The organism is Pseudomonas mediterranea CFBP 5447 (assembly GCF_000774145.1).
GTDB lineage: Bacteria > Pseudomonadota > Gammaproteobacteria > Pseudomonadales > Pseudomonadaceae > Aquipseudomonas > Aquipseudomonas mediterranea.
The window spans coordinates 286,898-307,970 of sequence record NZ_KN322985.1 but is presented as its reverse complement, the minus strand read 5'-3'; the positions used below and the strand labels follow the sequence as shown (position 1 = coordinate 307,970).

15 protein-coding genes are annotated in these 21,073 nt (G+C 60.2%); 8 read left to right on the top strand and 7 right to left on the bottom strand.

Features of this window, described 5'->3' with window-relative positions:
• Positions 1 to 30: 30 nt before the first annotated feature.
• From N005_RS13665 to N005_RS13635, 7 genes are read right to left on the bottom strand one after another with little or no spacing between them, the layout of a single operon-like run.
• Positions 31 to 3,537: a glycosyltransferase family 2 protein gene (locus tag N005_RS13665; RefSeq protein ID WP_047701669.1), complete on the bottom strand. Its 3,507-nt coding sequence runs from the start codon at positions 3,535 to 3,537 to the stop codon at positions 31 to 33.
• The gene (locus N005_RS13660; protein ID WP_047701668.1) at positions 3,534 to 4,286 is read right to left on the bottom strand and encodes a class I SAM-dependent methyltransferase; all 753 of its coding nucleotides are present in this window, start codon (positions 4,284 to 4,286) and stop codon (positions 3,534 to 3,536) included. The genes N005_RS13665 and N005_RS13660 overlap by 4 nt, the downstream gene beginning before the upstream one ends.
• Positions 4,287 to 4,290: 4 nt before the next feature.
• Entirely contained in the window at positions 4,291 to 5,070 is a 780-nt protein-coding gene (locus N005_RS13655) for a phytanoyl-CoA dioxygenase family protein (RefSeq protein ID WP_047701667.1), read from the bottom strand.
• Positions 5,067 to 5,624 carry a GNAT family N-acetyltransferase gene (locus N005_RS13650; protein ID WP_047701666.1) on the bottom strand — a complete coding sequence of 186 codons (558 nt, stop codon included), beginning with the start codon at positions 5,622 to 5,624 and terminating at the stop codon, positions 5,067 to 5,069. The genes N005_RS13655 and N005_RS13650 overlap by 4 nt, the downstream gene beginning before the upstream one ends.
• Positions 5,621 to 6,601, bottom strand: a complete 981-nt coding sequence (locus tag N005_RS13645) for a hypothetical protein (protein WP_047702223.1) — start codon at positions 6,599 to 6,601, stop codon at positions 5,621 to 5,623. The genes N005_RS13650 and N005_RS13645 overlap by 4 nt, the downstream gene beginning before the upstream one ends.
• Positions 6,594 to 7,352 (bottom strand): WbqC family protein, encoded by a 759-nt coding sequence (locus N005_RS13640; RefSeq protein ID WP_047701665.1) that lies wholly within the window; start codon positions 7,350 to 7,352, stop codon positions 6,594 to 6,596. The genes N005_RS13645 and N005_RS13640 overlap by 8 nt, the downstream gene beginning before the upstream one ends.
• The gene (locus tag N005_RS13635; RefSeq protein WP_047701664.1) at positions 7,349 to 8,467 is read right to left on the bottom strand and encodes a DegT/DnrJ/EryC1/StrS family aminotransferase; all 1,119 of its coding nucleotides are present in this window, start codon (positions 8,465 to 8,467) and stop codon (positions 7,349 to 7,351) included. Before N005_RS13635 ends, N005_RS13640 begins: the two co-directional genes overlap by 4 nt.
• A gap of 458 nt (positions 8,468 to 8,925) precedes the next feature.
• Here N005_RS13635 and N005_RS13630 point away from each other — a divergent pair, with 458 nt between their 5' ends.
• From N005_RS13630 to N005_RS13595, 8 genes are all read left to right on the top strand, one after another.
• Positions 8,926 to 9,663, top strand: a complete 738-nt coding sequence (locus N005_RS13630; protein WP_047701663.1) for a flagellar basal body rod protein FlgF — start codon at positions 8,926 to 8,928, stop codon at positions 9,661 to 9,663.
• A gap of 49 nt (positions 9,664 to 9,712) precedes the next feature.
• Positions 9,713 to 10,498 (top strand): flagellar basal-body rod protein FlgG, encoded by a 786-nt coding sequence (flgG, locus tag N005_RS13625; RefSeq protein ID WP_024778628.1) that lies wholly within the window; start codon positions 9,713 to 9,715, stop codon positions 10,496 to 10,498.
• 52 nt (positions 10,499 to 10,550) lie between these two features.
• Positions 10,551 to 11,246, top strand: coding sequence for a flagellar basal body L-ring protein FlgH (gene flgH / locus N005_RS13620; protein WP_047701662.1), 696 nt, complete (start codon positions 10,551 to 10,553; stop codon positions 11,244 to 11,246).
• Positions 11,247 to 11,291: 45 nt separating this feature from the next.
• Positions 11,292 to 12,377 carry a flagellar basal body P-ring protein FlgI gene (locus N005_RS13615; RefSeq protein ID WP_167336855.1) on the top strand — a complete coding sequence of 362 codons (1,086 nt, stop codon included), beginning with the start codon at positions 11,292 to 11,294 and terminating at the stop codon, positions 12,375 to 12,377.
• Positions 12,378 to 12,387: 10 nt separating this feature from the next.
• Positions 12,388 to 13,695 (top strand): flagellar assembly peptidoglycan hydrolase FlgJ, encoded by a 1,308-nt coding sequence (flgJ, locus tag N005_RS13610; protein ID WP_047701660.1) that lies wholly within the window; start codon positions 12,388 to 12,390, stop codon positions 13,693 to 13,695.
• A 10-nt stretch (positions 13,696 to 13,705) separates the two neighbouring features.
• Positions 13,706 to 15,772 (top strand): flagellar hook-associated protein FlgK, encoded by a 2,067-nt coding sequence (flgK, locus tag N005_RS13605; RefSeq protein WP_047701659.1) that lies wholly within the window; start codon positions 13,706 to 13,708, stop codon positions 15,770 to 15,772.
• 13 nt (positions 15,773 to 15,785) lie between these two features.
• On the top strand, positions 15,786 to 17,351 hold the full coding sequence (locus N005_RS13600; protein ID WP_047701658.1) for a flagellar hook-associated protein 3: 1,566 nt from the start codon (positions 15,786 to 15,788) through the stop codon (positions 17,349 to 17,351).
• A gap of 109 nt (positions 17,352 to 17,460) precedes the next feature.
• Positions 17,461 to 21,042, top strand: a complete 3,582-nt coding sequence (locus tag N005_RS13595; protein ID WP_047702222.1) for a glycosyltransferase — start codon at positions 17,461 to 17,463, stop codon at positions 21,040 to 21,042.
• Positions 21,043 to 21,073: the final 31 nt, after the last annotated feature.

Sequence of the window (21,073 nt, the reverse complement as noted above, 5' to 3'; positions counted from 1 at the left end):
ACTGCCCCAGTCGTTTCGCCCGGATATCGGTCAGTCGGGTAACCATCCCTGAACCCAGCGCGCCGCGTAGGCATCGTCGAAGACCCAGTTATTGATCACTTGCTCGCGCAGTCGGGTCGCTTGCTGCCGTGATGCGTCCCGGTCGGCCAGGTGGTCGCTGATCGCCTTCAACCATTGTTCCCGATTGTTCGCTACGCGCGTGATTGCAAGATCGACCGGATAATCAGTGGTGTCGCTGGCGATCACACTGTAGCCGCAAGCGCCATATTGCAGATGCTGGAGCCGATTTGCGGTTTCTCGGGTCGGGCCGAAGCCTTGGGGGGCGAGGACGATATCCAGTTGGAGGCTGGCCATGACATCGGGATTGTCGTGAACGTCGTCATGAACCTCGTTGGCGAGCGGTCGCAGGTACGTCGGCACATCGCCCCAGAGTACCCACTCCACTTGACCTGCCAACACTTGCATCAGCTCAAGGATCAGGGGTTGGACGAAGGGCTGCGCCGGGTCGATGGCACAGCCGATGCGAGGGACGCCAGAGGTCTGGCGCATCTGCGGCACGTCGCGCCATTTGTGGCCCAGACGTGTTTCGAGGACGCGGATATCCCGGTGCAAGCCGGCACAGGCTTCAGCCATCGCGGGCGTCGCCACGATGATACGGTCGACCAGGCTTGCCACTTGTCGCAGTGACGTCAGCCACTGCGGGTTCTCCGGTGTCGACACATCCAGCTCAAGGACCTTGAACGCTTTGGAGAGGACGCTTATGCGCTGCATCTGTTCCAGGCGCAGCGGGTCGTCCTGGTGCTGGAAGACGATGACATCGGGGTTATAGCGTTCCAGCGTCGTCGCCGGCAGCAGGCTGTTGTGGAGGCAACCTTCGATTTTTCCAGCGTCACGCAAGGCAGTGAATGGTTCGATGACGCGCTGCTTGGCGGTTTGCGCCGACTGCGCGGGATGAGCCAATACGACCGGAAGGGGGCGCCAGCTCAGCGGCCGCCAGGTCAGCTCATTGATGGCTTCCAGCTCAAAGCCACCACCGCGCAATGACAGGTTACTGTTGTAGGCGGGGTCAGTGGACAGGACGCTCAGCCATTTGCTCAAGGCATGCTCTTGCTCTGTGGCAAAGCGTTGCTCGTTGAACTCACTCTTGTCGGCCTTTGACAAGGTTGCCCCACCTTCATGCAAGAGCACCGCACGCGGTGCCCAGACGTTAAGGTAACCAAGGCTCTTCACCTTCAGACAAAGATCCAGATCGTTGCAGGTGATCTGGAACAGCGTTTCGTCCATACCGCCGGCTTCCAGATAGAGCGACGTGCGGATCATCATGCAGGCCGCGCTGACCGCGCTGGTATTCTGGTCGACCTGCAGACGCTGCAGATAGCCGCCGCCGGTGGCGGCCTGACCGATGAACGGGCTGCCGGCTGGACCGCGTAGCCCGGTGATCAGGCTTGCCTGCTGGATGGTGCCGGCCGGGCTAACCAGCTTGGCGCCAACAATACCTACTTCGGGGCGCAAGGCATGGTTGAGCAATTCGTCCAGCCAGTCTTCGCGGATGATTGCCGTATCGTTGTTCAACAATACCAGGTACTCGCCGCGCGCTTGGCTGGCCGCAAGATTGTTCATGGCGCTGAAGTTGAACGGATATGGGAAGCGGACGACGCGTATTTTGTCGCCGCCAATCGAATCCATCTCGCTCAGCCAGTTGAGTGCCTCCTCGGTCTGGCTGCAGTTATCGATCAGGATGATTTCGAAGTGCGGGTAGCGCGTCATCGACAACAGGCTTTCCACGCAGCGTTGCAGCAGCGCCAGCTGGTCCCGGGTAGGGATCAGGATCGATACCAGGGGCTGTTGGTCGTGACCATACTCGATGTGGTAATGCCTGCTCGGTTCCTGCCGGATCCTGGCGTTCGGGTAGCCGCGATTGTTCAGGTGCCGTTGCAGGGCATTGAGTTCGTCAGGGTTGTCGGTCAGTTTTGGTGTGTCGCAGACCACCAGCGGTTCGCTCAGGTGGCCAATGCCGTTCATGCCATCGGTTTCGATCAGTCGCAGGATCAGATCCAGTTCGAGCGCCGCGGGCACCTGTGGGTCGTAACCGCCGACTTGCAGGGCCAGCTCGCGTCGGATCAGCCAATGGTTGGCCAGGGTCAATGGCAAGCTCAACAGGTAGTCGAGGTTGATGTCAGGTCGGAACACCGGGTTCGGACCATCAGCCGAGCGATACATGTCATCGCAATAGATCATCCGGCAGCCTTCGGCACCGGGCAAGTCCAAGTCGAGCATCAACGTGCCGCCGGGCAAGAATTCTTCGCCGGCGGTCAGCAGCATGATCCAGTCGCTGTCATCCGTTTGCAGCGTTTCGTTCAATTCTCTGGCGCCTGGGTTGGCGCAGGTCAGCCAGCGCAGGCTGCCGGGCAGGCTGGCAGGCCCCTGCACCGTGCTCAGGACCGTCATGCGCAGCCTGATCGAGGTGCGCGATTGCCACAGCGCCACGCTTTCCAGGGTCTCGCTCAAGGCATTCATATCGCCCAGGGGATCGAGTATCAACAGCGTCAGGCTGGTTTGTCCGCTGAGTTGTTGGCGACGCTGATCCACCAGCTGTTGCTGGATTGGTGTGAGGACACGCTTGCGCAGCCAGTCCCTGACCGAGGGAACATGGCTGTCGGTTACCCGCTTGATGGCGGCCTGCTGAGTGATATCGAGAAAACGTTCCAGCTGGGGCCAGAAGGCGTTCTCGATGTCCAGCCAACGCTTGCGAGCCTGCATCACCGTGGCGCGGGCGCGCTCCAGTCCGCCAGGCTCGTCAAAGAGTGCCGAACCGGCGTCACCGAACTGTTCGATGAACGGCTGGGTCTTGACGTGACCGCCGGGCATATAGACAACCGGGCAGCCGCAGAGCATGGCTTCGGTGCACGTTGCCGAGATTTCGTAACTGTAGAGCGTTGAAGCCGTTCGAAAAATCTGCGCCAGCTCGGCAAGGGTCTTCGGGTTGGCCAGGCTCAGGACTTCGATATCGTCCGGCAGCAGCGAGTAGTCGATTTTGGCTCGGTCGAAGCGGTGCAAATACAGGTAATTGCCGCTGCGCTGCACGGGATCGCTTGGCGGCGAGAACAGTTGCGAGTCGATGACCGGCAGCAGGAGCAGGTTATCGCTCTTGCTATTGCCACGAAAATCCTGGGTGTAATAGAAAAACAGGTCAGATTTCTGCGCGTTGATCGCACGACCAGTGAGGAAACCTTCACGGTTCAGAATGTAGCGAGCCACGATCGGCGTACCAATCGGGTTGCCATCCATGACCTCGGAGTAGACCCCGATCGGCGCCAGTCCTAATGACAGATGGTGCCGGCGCACCTCGTCGGTAAGAATCGGCGTGCGCAGTTTCGGATTGACCTTGCATGGTGTGACATAGGCTTCGTAGCCGGCCAGGTTCAGCGCATGGCAGAGGTAGTGCAGCACGCACACCCCCGAGGAGGTCTCCCGATAGTCCGGAGCGGCGATGTAGTAGGGGTGACGCGGCTGGCCATGCAGAGATGGAGAGGTCATACGGTCGCCTTGGGGCTGGAGGGCTGTTCACAGATGACGAAGACACTGGCGCAAAGATCTGGATAGACCATGCCCAGGGCATGGCAGGCGTCCATGAAGCGGTCATCGATCAGTTGGGTTTCCAGCGCCTTGTCCAGCTGGAAGTTGGCCAGTGGCTTGAAGAACACCCCGCCGCGCTGGCTGACCCGCCAACCGGCACTGCGTACTTCGTGGTCCAGTGTATCGAGGGTGTAGGTGACTCGATGGCCGTGCAGGCGTTCGCCTTCGGTCACCGCACTGTTATGTTCGATCAGGCCCATTTTGACAGCGATCTGGCGCGACGGTGCATTGGCGTTAGGCACGGCGATGAACAGGCGACCACCCGGGGCGAGCCAACTGTGAATGCGCTTGAGCACCGCCTGGCGGTCGTCGAGGTGTTCCAGTGTGTGGATCAGGAAGATGTTGGCGAAGCGTGGCGGCAGCTCGGCTTCTTCAAAGGTACTGCAGACGAAACTGACGCCTGAGCCGACCTTGTTCCGAGTGACTTCGATCAGGTCGCTGGCCGCTTCGATGACTGTCAGGTCGGCAAAGCGTTCAGCGAACAGGGCCGTGAAGGCGCCTTCGAAGCAGCCCATTTCCAAGGTCGGCCCCTCCGCCAGCCAGGGGCCGAAGCTGTCCAGCATATAGCGTCGCAGGCGCGAGTCGAAATCGTAGAAATAGCTGCGGTGAGCGTTATCTTGAAATTCTTTGTTGTAGTCGCGTGTGGACATGGCGTTATTCCTGGCTTTTCCTGTAGAAACGGCGTTCTTCAGGTTGGTACCACTCATGAAGGGTCGAGGGCGTGCGGGCATACCACCCCAGTAGTTGTTGCAGCGCCGGTGTCTGCGCGAGACAGAATTCGTCGCCAAGCGCCCGGCAATAATCGAACTGCGGTTTGAAATGGCTGCGTGTGAACGTCAGTGTCAGGCAGCGTCGTGGCAGGTCGGTGCGGTTGACGCCGGCGGCATGCCAGATGCGTGAGTCGAACAAGTAAATCGAACCGGCACTGCCGAGGGCCTTGCGGGCCTGGGCTTCGAATACCTGAGGGTCGGGTTTCTCAGGTGCGGTATGCGAACCTGGCAGAAACAGGGTGGCGCCGTTATCGGGGGTGAAATCGTCGAGTAGGACCAGGGCCTGGGCCATCTGCATGGACTCGGCGGTCCAGGAGCGAACGTCCCGGTGCACATTTCGCACATAGGCGTCGGTGCTGTTCAGGTTGTTCAGACCACCAAATGAATTGAGGATCGCTGCGCCGCCGAGCATATGTCGCAAGAGGTCGATGATCCCCCATCCGGCGAACCGGTCGAGCAGTTCGACGAAATGAGTGTCTTGAGCAAGGATATGGTGTGCGGTCTGTTCGGTTCTCTGGGTGATACCGTTTTCCAGCTGTACCCGACGGCAACGTTCTATGGCGCTGGCGAGGTCTTCACGCAACTGGCCGAGCAGGGGCTCCGTAATAAGGGACGACAGGCAGGCGTAGCCGTTCGCTTGCAGCGCTTGGAGGGCCTGATTCATGGGGTGTCTCCCCGGGCGGCTTGCCAGGCACGGTACTCTTCAGCGCTTACGCCGAGCAGGATGCGGTCCCAGCGCTGACCCTTGCGGTAGTACCACTGGCGCTGCACGCCTTCGATAACCCAGGGGGTCTTGCGGGTGTAGGTCGCCAGGGAGGCGGCATTGTACTCAATGATGGTCGTCGAGAGGCGGCTCAGGCCCAGTTCGTCGAAGGCGTAGCGCATCACTGTGGCAATCACGTCGGTGCCATAGCCCTGGCCGCGCAGGGATGGGGCACCGATCATCATGCCGTGTTCGGCTGTGCGGTTCTTCCAGTCGATGCTGACCAGGTTCGCCGTACCAATCAGGCCCTGGCCCTGAACCTCGATCCCAAAGCGCTGATTGAGGGAGTCGCTCTTGAGACTCAGCAACCACTCCCGTTGCGCTTCCCGAGAGGTGGGGAAATGCCAGCCGCCCAGGAGGCTCCAGAGAGCCTCGTCATTGGACCACTGATGCAGCAGCGGCAGGTCCTCGAGCTCCAACGCCCTCAGCAGGACGTGTTGACCTTGAATACTCATGATTTCCCCGTGTTCTGAAGGATGGCGTCGGCAAGACGATTCATGTCATCGACGTTGTATCGCTGGTCGATCGGTAGCGGTAGTAAGCATTCTGCCCAGTCTCTTTCTATGGGCGGCGCGGTGGCAGTACTGAGCACTTCGCGCCAATAACCAGGCACATAGATGTGTTGTTCCAACAGTTGGGTACGCAGCCGGGTCGCCGTTTCGGCGGATCTGGCCAACAGCGGGTAGCACAAAGCGGCAACAGGCTGCGCGGGCCAACTGCAGAAGCGATTGCAATGGTCCAGGCGTTGGCGCAGTTGCGCGAAGTTATCCATCCTCTGCCTGGCGATTTCCTGGTAATCGATGCTGTCGAGCACGCGGGCTGTGCTGGTGGCCATGGCTTTGATGCCGTCGTTCTCCAGTGCCTGTTCCAATGCCTGGAACGCCGCATAGTGATCTTGAGGATGGTCTTCGAGGCGGCCCAGAAGCGCGCCGAAACGTGCCTGAGAGCGGCTGCTCTCGGCTTGTGGCAGATCAGCTGGCCCATTGACCAACCAGCCACCATCGGGAACACCGACGAACTTGCGGGGTGAATACAGGGTAGCAATCCCGGGCAGCGGCACTGAAAACAGCGCCTGGGAATTGTCGACGATCAGTCGTTGGCCGTAGCGTGCGGCCAGCACTGTGCCGATGTAGTCGGTCTTGAGTCCGAAGTAATTGACGAACAGCAGAGCCTCATCGGCCTCCAGGGGCGGGAAGGCCGGCAATTCAAGTTGCTCGGAGAGTGCATAGCGCAACACCTCGATGCCGGATCCGTGCAGCACGTCTCGCATGACGTCGCATATGTAGAAAGGCAAATGAACCCGGCGCAGCTTGCGCGCCAATAGCAAAGCCTTGAAGGCTGAGCGGGCAGAGTTGAAGCCCACGGCCTGCGGATAAGGATGTTGCCCCTTGCGCAGCTCCAGTTCGAAATAACCGCCGATGGCTTCAGGCACGAACAATTTCCCCGCATTTTGCCCAGGCGCCTACCGTTTGCGGGTCGTTGTACATCAGGGCGTCGAGAATCGACAGACCGGGTACGAAGGGGTGTTCATCCGAACCCTGTCGATAGTCGGGTAAGGCAGGCTTGAGCAATTCAAGGGTGATACCCGCTTGCTGGAATGCCTCGGCCTGATAGAGATGCCCGCCGTTGAAGGGATTGAGGTAATGGGTGCCAGTGCTTGCCTGAACCACTTCAAGGACCCGGTCCTGGGCTTTGCTGTCGGCGGAAATCGGCAGGTCGCTGGAACGGCTGATCGGGGTTTGCAGCCCGATCAGGCTGCAGCAGGCCCGTAACATCCGTTCGTTGAGCTCGGCAATGTTTCGGGCTGGCGCGACCAGCAGCGCTTCCAGCCACGCCAGCATGCGTGAAGCGTGAGGTGCGCGGCGATAGGCGAAGCTCAGCTGGTTGAGAATATCGCCAGGGTCGAACGCCTCGGAAATGCGCTTTTCCATGATTTGCTGCGTGTGACTGCCCTTGGTCAACGGCACCCGAAACCACTTCGGCTCCTGGCCCAGTAGATAACGGTTGCGTTCGATCCAGCCATTCTTGATGAACTGCACGTTGTCATAGATGACAAAGCAATCGACCGCGGCGATCAGCTGGAAATAACCCAGGTAGGGCAGGAAATAAGGTTGCATCAGGGCAATCCGATGCTGCCGTTCCGCTGCCGCGGCGCAGGCATTCGAGGTGTGGGCCAGGCTCATGCCACCCGGGCCTTGAGCAGCACCTCGACGATCTGTTCCTGGGCTTGCGAATCGAGGTCTGGATAGATCGGCAGGCACAGCACCTGGCGGGACACCTCGTAGGCGTTCCCCAACTGAGAAAGATCCGAACTGGCAAGGCCGCGGTACATCGGAAATTCGCTGATGAGGGGGTAGAAATACCGGCGTACCAGAATGTTTTCTGCGCGGTAGCGGTCGTACAGCTCGTCCCGACTCACCCCGAAACGCTCACCGTCGACCAGGATTGGACAATAGGCATAGTTCCAGTCCAGCCCCTGCGGTTGCTCCAGCAGGCTGATACCGGCGATGTCTTTCAGCGCCCTCTGGTAGTACTCGAACACTTTTTTGCGACGACCGAGGGCCTCCTCGATGTGGCGCAACTGCATCACGCCGAATGCCGCCTGCAGCTCGTTCATCTTCCCGTTGATGCCGGGAGCCATGACCGTTACTTCATCGGCAAAGCCGAAGTTCTTCAGGTAATCGATGCGGCGCTTGATCTTTGCGTCAGGGCAGATGATGGCGCCGCCTTCGAAGGTGTTGAATACCTTGGTGGCGTGGAAGCTGAGAATCGACAGGTCGCCGTTGTTGAGAATGCTCGCGCCATTATGGCGGACACCGAACGCATGTGCGGCATCGTAGATGACCTTGAGTCCATAGGTGTCGGCGACGGCCTGGATGCCCTCGACATCACAGGGAATGCCATAGCAATGAACTGGCAGAATCGCCGAAGTGGCCGGGGTGATGGCTTCGGCTATACGTTGCGGATCGAGGTTCTTGGTGACTGGATCGATGTCTACGAACACCGGCTTGAGGTTGTTCCACAGCAGCGAGTGAGCCGTAGCGACGAATGAATACGGTGTCGTGATGACTTCACCGGTAATACGCAGCGCCTGTAGCGCCGTCACCAAGGCCAGGGTGCCATTGGAAAACAGCGAAATATGCTGGACACCGAGGTATTCGGCCAGCTCCTGTTCCAGTTGTTCGTGGAAGGGGCCACCGTTGGTCAGGCGTTTACTGTCCCAGATCCGCTGCAGGTAAGGGATGAACTCCTCCAGAGGCGGGAGTAGCGGGCTGGTAACGGTGATGGAGTTGGCCATGGGTACACTGCTCGGGTTGACTAAAAAATGGCACGCAGCTCGAGAGTCCTTTCGGTCTGGCATGGCACCGCCGTCAATATCGACGGTCGCAACGCCATGAAACCGGCAACTGGCTCTTGATGTGTGGATTCCAGCAAAAAATCGGCCAACTCCTCGGTAAGGGCCGAACGCTGCCTGCATGGTGGAGGCGGGCTTGCTTGTGACTAAGCCTGGCAGACGGTGATCGATACAGGTGGCGCCGCCACTGTCTGAGCAAGCTGTGGGGCTGACTCTTGCCACTTACCGGCATGACACCGCCGGTTTTTCGTCTTGATACATTTCCTCCTTACCCGCAAAAAAACCGCAAAGTCCTTTGTTTGCCGGGGCTCGAGCCGCCAGAAAAAAGTTGGTCTGCAAATTGCTTATGGCTGAGCTGTACAGCAGTGGGCGGCAAACGTCCGGCATGCAGAGGAACGACAGTGGACAAGTACCTTTATGTGGCAATGACCGGCGCCAGCCAGAACGCACTGGCGCAGCGGGCCCATGCCAACAACCTGGCGAACATCTCCACCAATGGCTTTCAGAAAGACTTGGAGCAGGCACGTTCGATGCCAGTGTTCGGCGACAGCTTTCCGGCGCGGGCGTTTGCCATGTCCGAGCGGCCTGCCACGGACTTCACTCCAGGCGCTCTGGTGCAAACCGGTCGCGACCTCGACGTGGCGGTCAGCGGGCCGGGCTGGATGGCCGTGCAGAACCCTGATGGCGGTGAAAGCTACGTGCGCACCGGCAGCCTCAACGTCGACGCCCTGGGCGTGCTGCGGGCCGGCAACGGCATGGCGGTGATGGGCAACGGCGGTCCTATCGCCGTGCCGCCGGAGCAGAAGATCGAAATCGGCCAGGACGGCACCATCAGCATCCGTGCCATGGGCGAAGGCCCACGCGTGATGGCTGAAGTGGACCGTATCAAACTGGTCAACCCGGACCTCAAGAACATGACCAAGGGCCTGGACGGTTCCATCCGTACCAAGGACGGCCAGCCGGCACCGATCGACGCCAACGTGCAACTGGTGTCGGGGTTCCAGGAAGCGAGCAACGTCAATGCTGTGGACGAGATGACTTCGGTGCTGGCCCTGGCCAAGCAATTCGAGCTTCACGTGAAAATGATGAACACCGCCAAAGAAGGCGACGAGGCCATGGCTCGGGTCTTGCAGATCTAACCATTAATTAAAGCGTCGCGCCGAAAATCAGGCGTACGAGGAGAATCGAATGCTTCCGGCTCTGTGGGTTGCCAAAACAGGTCTGTCCGCCCAGGACACCAACCTGACCACCATTTCCAACAACCTGGCGAACGTCTCGACCACAGGTTTCAAACGTGATCGCGCCGAATTCCAGGACCTGCTGTACCAGGTCAAGCGTCAACCAGGTGCCCAGTCGACCCAGGACAGCGAACTGCCGTCGGGCCTGCAGGTCGGTACCGGTGTGCGCATTGTCGGCACCCAGAAAAACTTCACCGCCGGCAGCCTGCAGACCACCGAGCAGCCGCTGGACATGGCCATCGACGGTCGCGGTTTCTTCCAGATCCTGCAGCCGGACGGCACCACGTCCTATACCCGTGACGGTACGTTCCACCTGGACTCCAATGGCCAGATCGTCAACGCCAGCGGTTTCGCCCTGGAGCCGGCCATCATCATCCCGAACGACGCCCAGACCTTCACCGTGGGCCGTGACGGCACCGTGTCCATCACTGTGGCGGGCAACCCGGCCGCCCAGGTGATCGGCAACCTGCAGACCGCCGACTTCATCAACCCGGCCGGTCTGCAAGCGGTAGGCAACAACCTGTTCCTGGAAACCGCTGCCAGTGGCGCGCCGCAAATCGGCACCCCAGGCTTGAACGGTTTCGGCACCACGCTGCAGAACACCCTGGAAACCTCCAACGTGAGCACCGTTGAGGAGATGGTCAACATGATCACCACCCAGCGTGCCTACGAGATGAACTCCAAGGTGATCTCCACCGCCGACCAGATGCTTTCGTTCGTTACGCAGAATCTGTAATCACTTCTATAGGGCGGCCTCAAGGTCGCCTGCAACACCGAGAGGTAGGGTCATGAAACGCTTTGTATCTGTACTGGCACTGAGTGGGATCACCGCGCTTGCGGGATGTGTCGCGCCAACGCCCAGGCCCAATGACCCGTACTACGCTCCGGTGTTGCCGCGCACGCCGTTGCCGGCCGCCGCCAATAATGGCTCGATCTACCAGGCCGGTTTCGAACAGAACCTGTACAGCGACCGCAAGGCATTCCGGGTCGGTGACATCATCACCATCACCCTGAACGAGCGGACCCAGGCGAGCAAGAACGCCAACTCCCAGGTGGACAAGACCAGCAACACCAGTGTCGGCCTCACCTCGTTGTTCGGCTCCAGCCTGACCACCAACAACCCCATCGGCAGCAACGACCTGAGCCTCAACGCCGGTTACGGCTCCGACCGGGCCACCAAGGGCGACAGCAAGTCCGGCCAGAGCAACAGCCTGACCGGTTCCATCACTGTGACCGTCGCCGACGTATTGCCCAACGGCATCATCGTCGTGCGCGGCGAGAAGTGGCTGACCCTCAACACCGGTGACGAACTGGTGCGCATCGCCGGCATGGTTCGTGCAGATGACATTGCGACCGACAACACCGTTTCTTCCACCCGTGTGGCGGATGCGCGCATCACGTACTCGGGTACCGGTGCCTTTGCCGATGCGAGTCAGCCGGGCTGGTTCGACCGTTTCTTCCTCAGCCCGAAGTTCCCTTTCTAGGTGGCCCAGTTGAATCTTAAGCGGTTGAACCTCAAACAGCTGTTGATGGGTGCGTTGCTGATGTCGGCAGCCTTTACCGCTCATGCCGAGCGTCTGAAGGACATCGCCAGCATTTCCGGCGTGCGTTCCAACCAGTTGATCGGCTACGGCCTGGTCGTGGGCCTGAACGGCACCGGCGACCAGACCACCCAGACCCCGTTCACCCTGCAGACTTTCAACAACATGTTGTCGCAGTTCGGCATCAAGGTGCCGCCGGGTTCCGGCAACGTCCAGTTGAAGAACGTCGCGGCGGTGTCGGTCAGTGCCGATCTGCCGGCGTTCGCCAAGCCCGGTCAGCAGGTGGACATCACCGTGTCGTCCATCGGTAACTCCAAGAGCCTGCGCGGCGGCACCTTGCTGCTGACGCCGCTCAAGGGTATCGACGGCAACGTCTATGCGGTCGCCCAGGGCAACCTGGTGGTCGGCGGTTTCGACGCCGAGGGTCGCGACGGTTCGAAGATCACCGTCAACGTTCCGTCGGCGGGTCGTATCCCTGGCGGTGCGTCGGTGGAACGTGCGGTGCCGAGTGGTTTCAACCAGGGCAACAGCCTGACGCTGAACCTCAACCGTTCCGACTTCACCACCGCCAAGCGCATCGTCGACAAGATCAACGACATGCTCGGCCCAGGTGTGGCCCAGGCCATCGACGGCGGCTCGATCCGTGTCACCGCCCCCCTGGATCCGAGCCAGCGCGTCGACTATCTGTCGATCCTGGAAAACCTCGAGGTCGACCCGGGCCAGGCCGTGGCGAAGGTCATCATCAACTCGCGCACCGGCACCATCGTGATCGGCCAGAACGTCAAGGTTTCGCCGGCCGCCGTGACCCACGGCAGCCTGACCGTGACCATCACCGAAGACCCGATCGTGAGCCAGCCTGGCCCGTTGTCCAATGGCCAGACTGCTGTCGTACCGCGTTCGCGGGTCAATGCCGAACAGGAAGCCAAGCCGATGTTCAAGTTCGGCCCGGGCACTACCCTGGATGAAATCGTCCGGGCGGTGAACCAGGTCGGCGCGGCACCGGGTGACCTGATGGCGATTCTCGAAGCCTTGAAGCAGGCCGGCGCGTTGCAAGCCGACCTGATCGTGATTTGAGGAGCGGGCCATGGATATGCGCAAGGGCGCTTTGATCAGTGGCGATTCGGGGTCCTACTCGGACCTGAACCGCCTCAACCAGCTCAAGGTTGGCGACAAGAACAGCGATGGCAACCTGCGCAAAGTGGCCCAGGAATTCGAGTCGCTGTTCCTCGGCGAAATGCTCAAGTCCATGCGCTCTGCCACCGAGGCGTTGGGCAAGGACAACCCCATGAATACGCCTGAGGCCAAGCAGTATCAGGAAATGTACGACCAGCAGTTGGCCGTTTCCATGTCTCGCGAAGGGGGTGGTATCGGCCTGGCCGATGTCCTGCTGCGCCAGATGTCCAAGAACAAACCGTTGGCGCCGGGCGAAGCGGCCGCGGCGTCGGCTGCCAAGCAGCAAGAGGCGTTGGACAAGATCAAGGCGGTGCCCACTCCGGTGGCTGCCGGAACCTTGCCCACCGACGGGCCTTTGTCGCGCCACAGTGGCCAGCGTCCGCTCTGGGCTTCGCGGGCCGTCAGCGCGCCGCAAGGGGCGGGCGAGGGCAGTCATCGCAACGACATGGAGCTGCTCAACCAGCGCCGCCTGGCCTTGCCGCCGAAACTGGCCGACCGCCTGCTGGCCGGCCTGGTGCCTTCGGCATCGACCAATGCCGCTACCGATGTGCCGGCGCAGAACATTCGCTCGGATCGCGCCGTCGCCGCCACCAGGTCCGCCTCTGGCGAAATGGCCAATGGCGACTGGCTGGCCACGCTCAAGGCTTCCGAAGCGAGCGGGAACATGCAGGTCTATGGTCGCGCCGTGGCACAGCCACCGCTGGCGCCGGCCCGCAAAGCCTTCCGCGATGCCGACGAGTTCGTCAACGCCATGTTGCCCATGGCCAAGGAAGCGGCGGACCGCATTGGCGTCGACCCGCGTTACCTGGTGGCCCAGGCTGCCCTGGAAACCGGTTGGGGCAAATCGGTCATGCGCCAACCCGACGGCAGCAGCAGTCACAACCTGTTCGGCATCAAGGCCAGCCAGAACTGGAAAGGCGATTCGGCGCGGGCAATCACCAGTGAGTTCCGTAATGGCGAGATGGTCAAGGAGACGGCCGAGTTCCGTTCCTATGCCTCTTACCGTGACAGTTTCCATGACCTGGTCAATCTGCTGCAAAGCAACAGTCGCTATCAAGCTGTGCTGAAGTCGGCCGATAACCCGGAACAGTTTGTACGCGAGTTGCAGAAGGCCGGTTACGCCACCGACCCGCACTACGCCAGCAAGATTTCGCATATAGCCCGGCAGATGACCAGTTCGCAGAACTACGCATCCGCAGGCGCCACCACGACTTTATAAGGTCTGAACCATGAGTTTGCTCAATATAGGGATGTCGGGTCTGTCAGCCAGCCAGACCGCATTGGTGACCACGGGTAACAACATTGCCAACGTCGATACCGCCGGGTATTCGCGTCAGCAGACCGTGCAGACCACCAAGGCCTCCAATCAATACGGCAACGTGTTCATTGGCTCCGGCACGACCCTGGCCGACGTGCGTCGGGTCTACAACTCCTACCTTGAAGCACAGCTGAAAACCACCACTTCGCTCAACAGCGATGCGGCGGCCTTCCAGGGCCAGATCACGCCTCTGGACTCCCTGCTCTCGGACAGCGGCACCGGCCTCAACGGCGCGCTGACCAAATTTTTCGCGTCGGTGCAGAACGTCAATGCCAAGCCGGGTGACGATGCGTCCCGTCAGTTGCTGCTCAGCGATGCCCAGGCCTTGAGCAACCGGTTCAACTCGATTTCCAGCCAGTTGACCGAGCAGAGCCAGAACATCAACGGCAACTTGTCGAACATGGTCAACCAGGTCAACGACCTGGCCACCACCATTGCCCAGTTGAACAAGAAAATCGCTGAAGTCTCCAACGCCGGCGGCGCGCCCAACGATCTGCTGGACTCCCGTGGCGAAGCCATTCGCCAACTGTCGACGTTCACCGGTACCCAGGTCGTGGAGAACGGCAGCAGCCTGGACATCTACCTGGGTTCCGGCCAGCCGCTGGTAATGGGCACCATCGTCAATACCCTGGAAGCCGTACCGGACAAGAACGATCCGGGACGCATGGGTATCCAGCTCAACAGCGGCTCCAGCTCCATGGATCTCACCTCTGTGCTCACCGGCGGCGAGATCGGTGGCCTGATGCGCTATCGCAGCACCGTACTCGACCCGGCGATGAATGAACTGGGTCGAGTCGCCCTGGTGGTCGCTGACCAGATGAACACCGTACAGGCGTCGGGCATCGACATGAACGGTGCCTTTGGTTCCAACCTGTTCAACGACATCAACAGTGCCACGCAGGTCAGTCAGCGCAGCGTTGCCGCGCTGACCAACAGTGCAGGTTCCGGCAACTTCAATGTGGCCATTACCGACGCCGGCAAACTGACCACCAACGACTACAAGGTCACGTTCACCAGCGGTACCAACTACACCGTTCAGCGCTTGCCCGATGGCTCGTCGATGGGTGCGTTCAGCACCGCAACCACGCCGCCACCGGAGATCGACGGTTTCTCGATGACCTTCGCCAGCGGCACCGCAGCGGCCGGCGACTCGTTCAAGATCACGCCGACCCGCAACGCGGCGGGCAACATCAAGACCGAGATGACCGACTCCAAACGGCTGGCGATGGCTGCGCCGTTGGGCGCAGCCATCGCGGCGGGCGGCAGCGGCACGCTGACCATCCCGGCCAGCGGCCAGCCGAAGTTGACGACCAGCCTGGACATCTACGACGCGGCGACGACGACCGTCATCCAGAACGGCATCAAGACCTCCATGCCGGTCAAGGTGTTGTTCGGGGCGACCTCAGCCGATGGCACCAGCCAGGCTTACCAACTGCTCGATGCCCAAGGCAACACACTCAGCGCTGGCACGATCACCCCTGGTCAAAGCAATACGCTGAATCTGAGCGTTCCGCTGAAGGACGCCAGCGGCAACCCGATCATGGATTCCTCCGTACCGCCGGTGCAGCGCACCGTCGGCTTCGCCATGTCCATCGCCGGAGCACCGTCCAACGGTGCCGCCATCAACGTCAGCGTCAGCCAGGCGGGTAGCCTGGACAACCGTAATGGCACTGTCCTGGCTGGCTTGCAGACTGCCAAGACCGTCGACACCGGTTCCTCCAGCGGTGGTATTTCCCTGAGTGATGCCTACGGCAAGCTGGTGGAGGGCGTAGGTTCCAAGGCGGCCCAGGGCAAGCTCGACAGCGCCGCCACCGGCGCGATCCTGAACAACGCCAAAAATGCCCGCGACTCGTTGTCAGGCGTGGACCTGGACGAGGAAACCGGCAACCTGGTCAAGTTCCAGCAGTACTACACCGCGTCTTCGCAGATCATCAAGGCGGCGCAGCAAATCTTCAGCACATTGATCAACAGTCTTTAAGGAGCCGTAGCCCATGCGCATTTCTACTTCTCAGTTCTACGAAAGCACGGCTGCGAACTACCAGAAGAACTTCGCCAAGGTGGTCAAGACCAGCGAAGAAGCCAGCAGCCTGGTGCGTGTGAACACCGCCGCTGATGATCCAGTGGGCGCTTCGCGCCTGCTGCAGTTGGGCAACCAGGCTTCGATGCTTTCCCAATATGAAACCAACGTCACCACCATCAAGGCGACTTTGGGCACGACCGAAGCGGTCATGACCAGTATTGGCAATGTGCTGCAGCGCGCCAAGGAATTGGCCGTGAGTGCCGGTAACGCCGCTTACACCGACTCGGACCGCAAAGCGGTTGCCTCGGAATTGGGCTCGATCGAAGAGCAGCTGCTGAGCCTGATGAACACCAAGGATGAAAACGGCAAGTACATCTTTTCCGGTTCCAAGGGCGATGTCGTACCGTTCACTCATAACGACGACGGCAGCTACAGCTACAACGGTGACCAGGTCACCCTTGACCTGCCGATCGGCGACACCATGACCATGGCCACCAACAGCACCGGTTGGGATGCGTTCCAGCAAGCCATCAACACCAGTCGCAGCCAGGTCACCATGACCGCGCCGGCAGTGGATGACGGGCGCGTCGTACTGACCAACGGCCAAGTGTCCTCCAGTGTGACCTACAACAGCCAGTTTCGCAGTGGTGAGCCGTACACCGTGGAGTTTGCCAGCGGCACCCAGCTGAAAATCACCGATTCGAGTGGCAATGATGTGACTGCCGAAGCCAGCAAGGGCGGGGTCATCGAGCCGAACAACCAGACCGGGCAGACGGTGAGCTTTCGTGGCGTAGACTTGACCCTGAACGTCAACCTTCAGGCGGGTGATGTTGCCGGCACGGTCTTGCCTGGCCATACGTTCACCCTGGCCGCCAAGCCCGACTCGTTCGCTCCGGCCCGCAGCCCGGGCAATACCACCGCAACCCAGATCACCGGTAGCGCAATCACCGATCCGGTGGCGTACCACGCCAGCTTCCCGACGGGGTCGGCGGTGCTGAAGTTCACCAGCGCCACGGATTTCGATCTGTACGCCGCGCCACTGACTGCTGACAGCAAACCGGTGTCCAGCGGCACGCTGGCGGGCAACGTCGCCACTGCATCCGGTGTGAGTTTTACCCTCAACGGTGCCCCGGCCGCCAACGATCAGTTCAGCATCGCGGTCAATACCCATGAGACGCAGAACATCCTGGATACCGTGAACCAGTTGCGAACGGCTTTGAACACCCCAGCCGATGGCGACAACATCGCTATCCAGAAACTGAATGCGGCATTGGCTTCGGGTATTGGTAACCTGGCCAGCGGCACCGACCAGTTGACCAGTGCACTGAGTTCGGTGGGCGGCCGCGGGCAGGCGCTCGATACCCAGAGCGATACCAATCAGAGCTTTGTCCTGGCGAACTCGCAAACCCAGTCTGCAATCCGTGATTCCGATCCCGCCGAAGTGATGACGCGCCTGACCTTGCAGCAGACTATGCTGCAGGCGTCGCAGTTGGCCTTCAGCAAGATCGCTCAATTGGGCTTGTTCAACAAAATGTGATTCAGGCAGGGGCCGTGACGCTATAAGCGGTCCCTGACTCGTTCCTCTATACGATCCAGGACGTCCTGCTCTCGCCTGAGTTGGCGCCCAACGGTTGAGAGCCATGCGTGTGAAATCAGCTCCTCTTGTCAGCATTGCCATTCCCGCGTTCAACCCTCGCTTTTTCCGCCTCGCCTTGCAAAGCGCGCTCGAGCAGACCTACGAGAATCTCGAGATTGTCATCTGCGACGATTGCCGTACCGATGAAATCGAGCAGATTGTTCAGCAAATTGGCATGGGCTCTCATGTTGCGGTGCGCTACCTGCATAACCCGACCCGGCTGGGATTCCAGCAGAATCTGTTGCGCTGCCTTGAAGAGTCCCGGGGCGAATTCATCAAGTTCCTGTGCGATGACGACCAGTTGCTGGCGTTCTGCGTCAAGCAGCAGGCGGCCATCTTGCAGGAGCATGCGCAAGTATCGCTGGTGATCAACAAGCATCATTTAATCGATGCAGACAATTACGCCTTGCCGGTACGTGTTGAAAACACCGGCATCACGCTGTTCGATGCGATGTTCAACGGCAGCGACATGCTGGCGTATTTTGAAAAAACCACCCGCAATATTCTCGGCGGTTTCAGTGGCGCATTAATGCGTCGCGCAGATGTCGAGGCCTTGTTGCCGGCCTTGGCCCGGCCCGGTGAGGGTTTCGAGGCTGTCCTCGATTTTGCCTTGTTCATCTGCCTGTTGCGCCGGGGTAATCTGGTTCAGCTTTACGCCGAAGGAAGCGGCCAGCGGCTGCATCCGGAGCGCCTGGCGCGTCAGGCAAAGATGCTTGAAGCGGCCACGGTGGAGCTGACGTGGCTCAAGGAAATGCTGGCCCAGCGCAGCGGCGAGCCGGCACCAGCCAGTGGCTGGGTGCGCTACCTGGCGCTGGAGCACAACAAGGATCCAGAGACGTCCGAGTGGGAAGAAATCAACGTTTACTCGGTCATTGCGACTCGCCAGGGTGTCATCGGTTCGCAAGTCGGTACTGACATCGAAAGTTACGCAGACCTCTATGTGCAATGGTTGGCGTGTCGACATTTCAGCCCATTGCGCAAGCAGGTCTTGTCCCGGCAGATCGCTCGCTGGGCCTATCGACCCATGATCGTACCCGTCATCATCGATGAGCAGGACGATCCTTATGCGTTGGGTATTACCCTGCAGAGCATCGCTGACCAAGCCTATGCCTGCGAATCGGTGCTGCTGTTGTCCAATGGGCGCCAGGCCGTGGACAACCATGTCCTGCGCCTTGGCCTGCAAGCGGACTGGGCGCAGCAGCTCAATGGGCTGTTGCCTCAACTGGACGGGGCTGACTGGTTCTATCTGCTGCGTGCCGGCGATCGCCTGACGGAGTCTGCGCTGCTGATAATGGCCGACCGGATTGTCAGCTCGCCGGCTTCTGCCTGTATCTACAGCGATGAAGGTGCGTTGGTGGATGACAAGTCGGTGGAGCCGATTTTCAAGCCCGACTTCAATCTCGACCTGATGCGCGGTTATCCCTATGTCGGCCGGACACTCGCCTTCGAGCGTGCCCGATTCCTGGCCTCGGGCGGATTCGATTCGAGCCTGGGCGAGTTGGCGCCCCATGACTTGATCTGGCGATTGGTGGAGACGGATGGACCGCAGGTCATCAGTCACATCCCGGAAGTCCAGGTCGAATCGATATTTTCATTTGCCCAATGGCTGTCGTTGCCCGAGGTCATCGAGCAAAACGCCCGGCTGATCGGCACTCATCTACAGCGTATCGGCGTGCCGCACCGGCTGCATCCGGGACCGCTCCTGGCGCTGGTCCCGCGTATCGAATACCTGTTCGATACGCGCCCCCTGGTGTCCATCGTCATCAGCGTCAAGGATGACCTGGGCGCGTTGGAACGTTGCGTAAACAGCCTGATCAGCACGACCGCGTATCCGCATTACGAAATCATCATTGTCGATAACGCCAGTGAGAACCCCGAGCTGCAGCATTGGCTACGGGCCATGGCAGAGCTGGGCAGTGAAAAGCTGCGGATATTCCTGCACCCGGGAAGCGGCAGCGAAGCCGTGATCCGCAATTTCGCCGCCCAGCATGCCCGCGGTGAGTACCTGTTGTTGCTCAACCCCAATTGCATCCTGCTGGAAACTGCCTGGCTGGATGAGTTGCTCAATCATGGACTGCGTCCCGAAGTGGGGATCGTCGGACCTCGCACACTCAACCAGCAAGGCCGGGTCATTGACTCCGGTATGATCATGGGGCTGGGTGGGTTGGCAGGCAGGGCTTTCGTCAACGAGTCGGTCACGTCTGGCGGCTATATGCAGCGCTTGCAGACGGTGCAGAACTGGAGCGCTGTCGGCGATCACTGCCTGTTGGTACGCAAGCAGGTTCTGGAGGAAGCCGGCGGCTTCGATGAGTCGATCACTACGCAGCGGATCAACTCTTTGGAGTTATGCCAGCAGGTCGGAAAAAACGGTTACCTGATCGTCACTACACCTTACAGCGATGTCGTGCTGGCGGCCGGTGTGGAAGCCAGTCGTGATCCTGCATGGAAGCAGCGACTGGAGCATGAACAAGAAGCGTTCTATCAGCGCTGGTTGCCCAGGATCGCCAACGATCCCGCTTATAACCGTAACCTGACCCTGACCGGGAAAAGCTTCAGTCTCGAGCCTGGACCACGCACCGGCTGGAATCCGTTGGTCACCCGCAACGTCCCTTCGATCCTGGGGCTGGCGGTCAATACTTCAGCGGTGGGGCATTACCGGGTCAGCCAACCGTTATTCGAGCTGGAGGCGGCTGGGCGAATCGTGGGGCGTGTGGCCTACGATACGCCCTCGATCATCGACATCGAGCGCCAGTCGCCGGATGTAATCATCCTTCAAGGTCGCTATAACGTCGGTAAGTTCAAGGACATCACTCAGGTCAAGACTTACTCCAACGCCATGCGCATCTACGAGTTGGACGACTACATCGCCAAGGTCCCGGAGAAAAACGAACACCGCCGCAACATGCCGGACAACCTTGAGGACTTGCTGCGTCGAGGGATAGGCCTGTGTGACCGGGTCGTGGTGTCAACCCACCCACTGGCAGACGTCCTGTCCAGCATGCACCACGACATCCGCGTCGTGCCGAACATGCTGGCGGCTGGCCTGTGGAACCGGCTCAGAAGCCAGCGTGCAACCTCCAGCAAGCCTCGTATCGGTTGGGGAGGGGGCACCAGCCACCGCGGCGACCTGGAGCTCATCGCCGATGTCGTCCGGGAGTTGGCTGATGAAGTCGAATGGGTTTTCTTTGGCATGTGTCCCGATTTACTCAAGCCCTATATCCATGAGTTTCATCAGGGCGTGAGCCTGGCGGATTATCCGAAGAAGCTTGCCAGCCTGAATCTCGACCTGGCCTTGGCGCCGTTGGAATTCCATATTTTCAACGACTGCAAAAGCAATCTTCGCCTGTTGGAATACGGTGCATGCGGCTATCCGGTCATTTGTTCGGATACCGAGGCATACCGGGGGCATTTGCCTTGTACACGGGTCCTCACCAACAGCACCGAAGAATGGCTGGAGGCAATCCGTATGCACCTGGCCGATCCGATTGCCAGCTACCGGATGGGCGACGAATTACGTGAAGTGGTGCTGCGCGATTTTATCTTGCGCGGCGACAACCTGCAGTATTGGGCCAATGGTTGGCTGCCGGATTGATGGGTTTCAACCGCGAGACTCCCGCCATCGC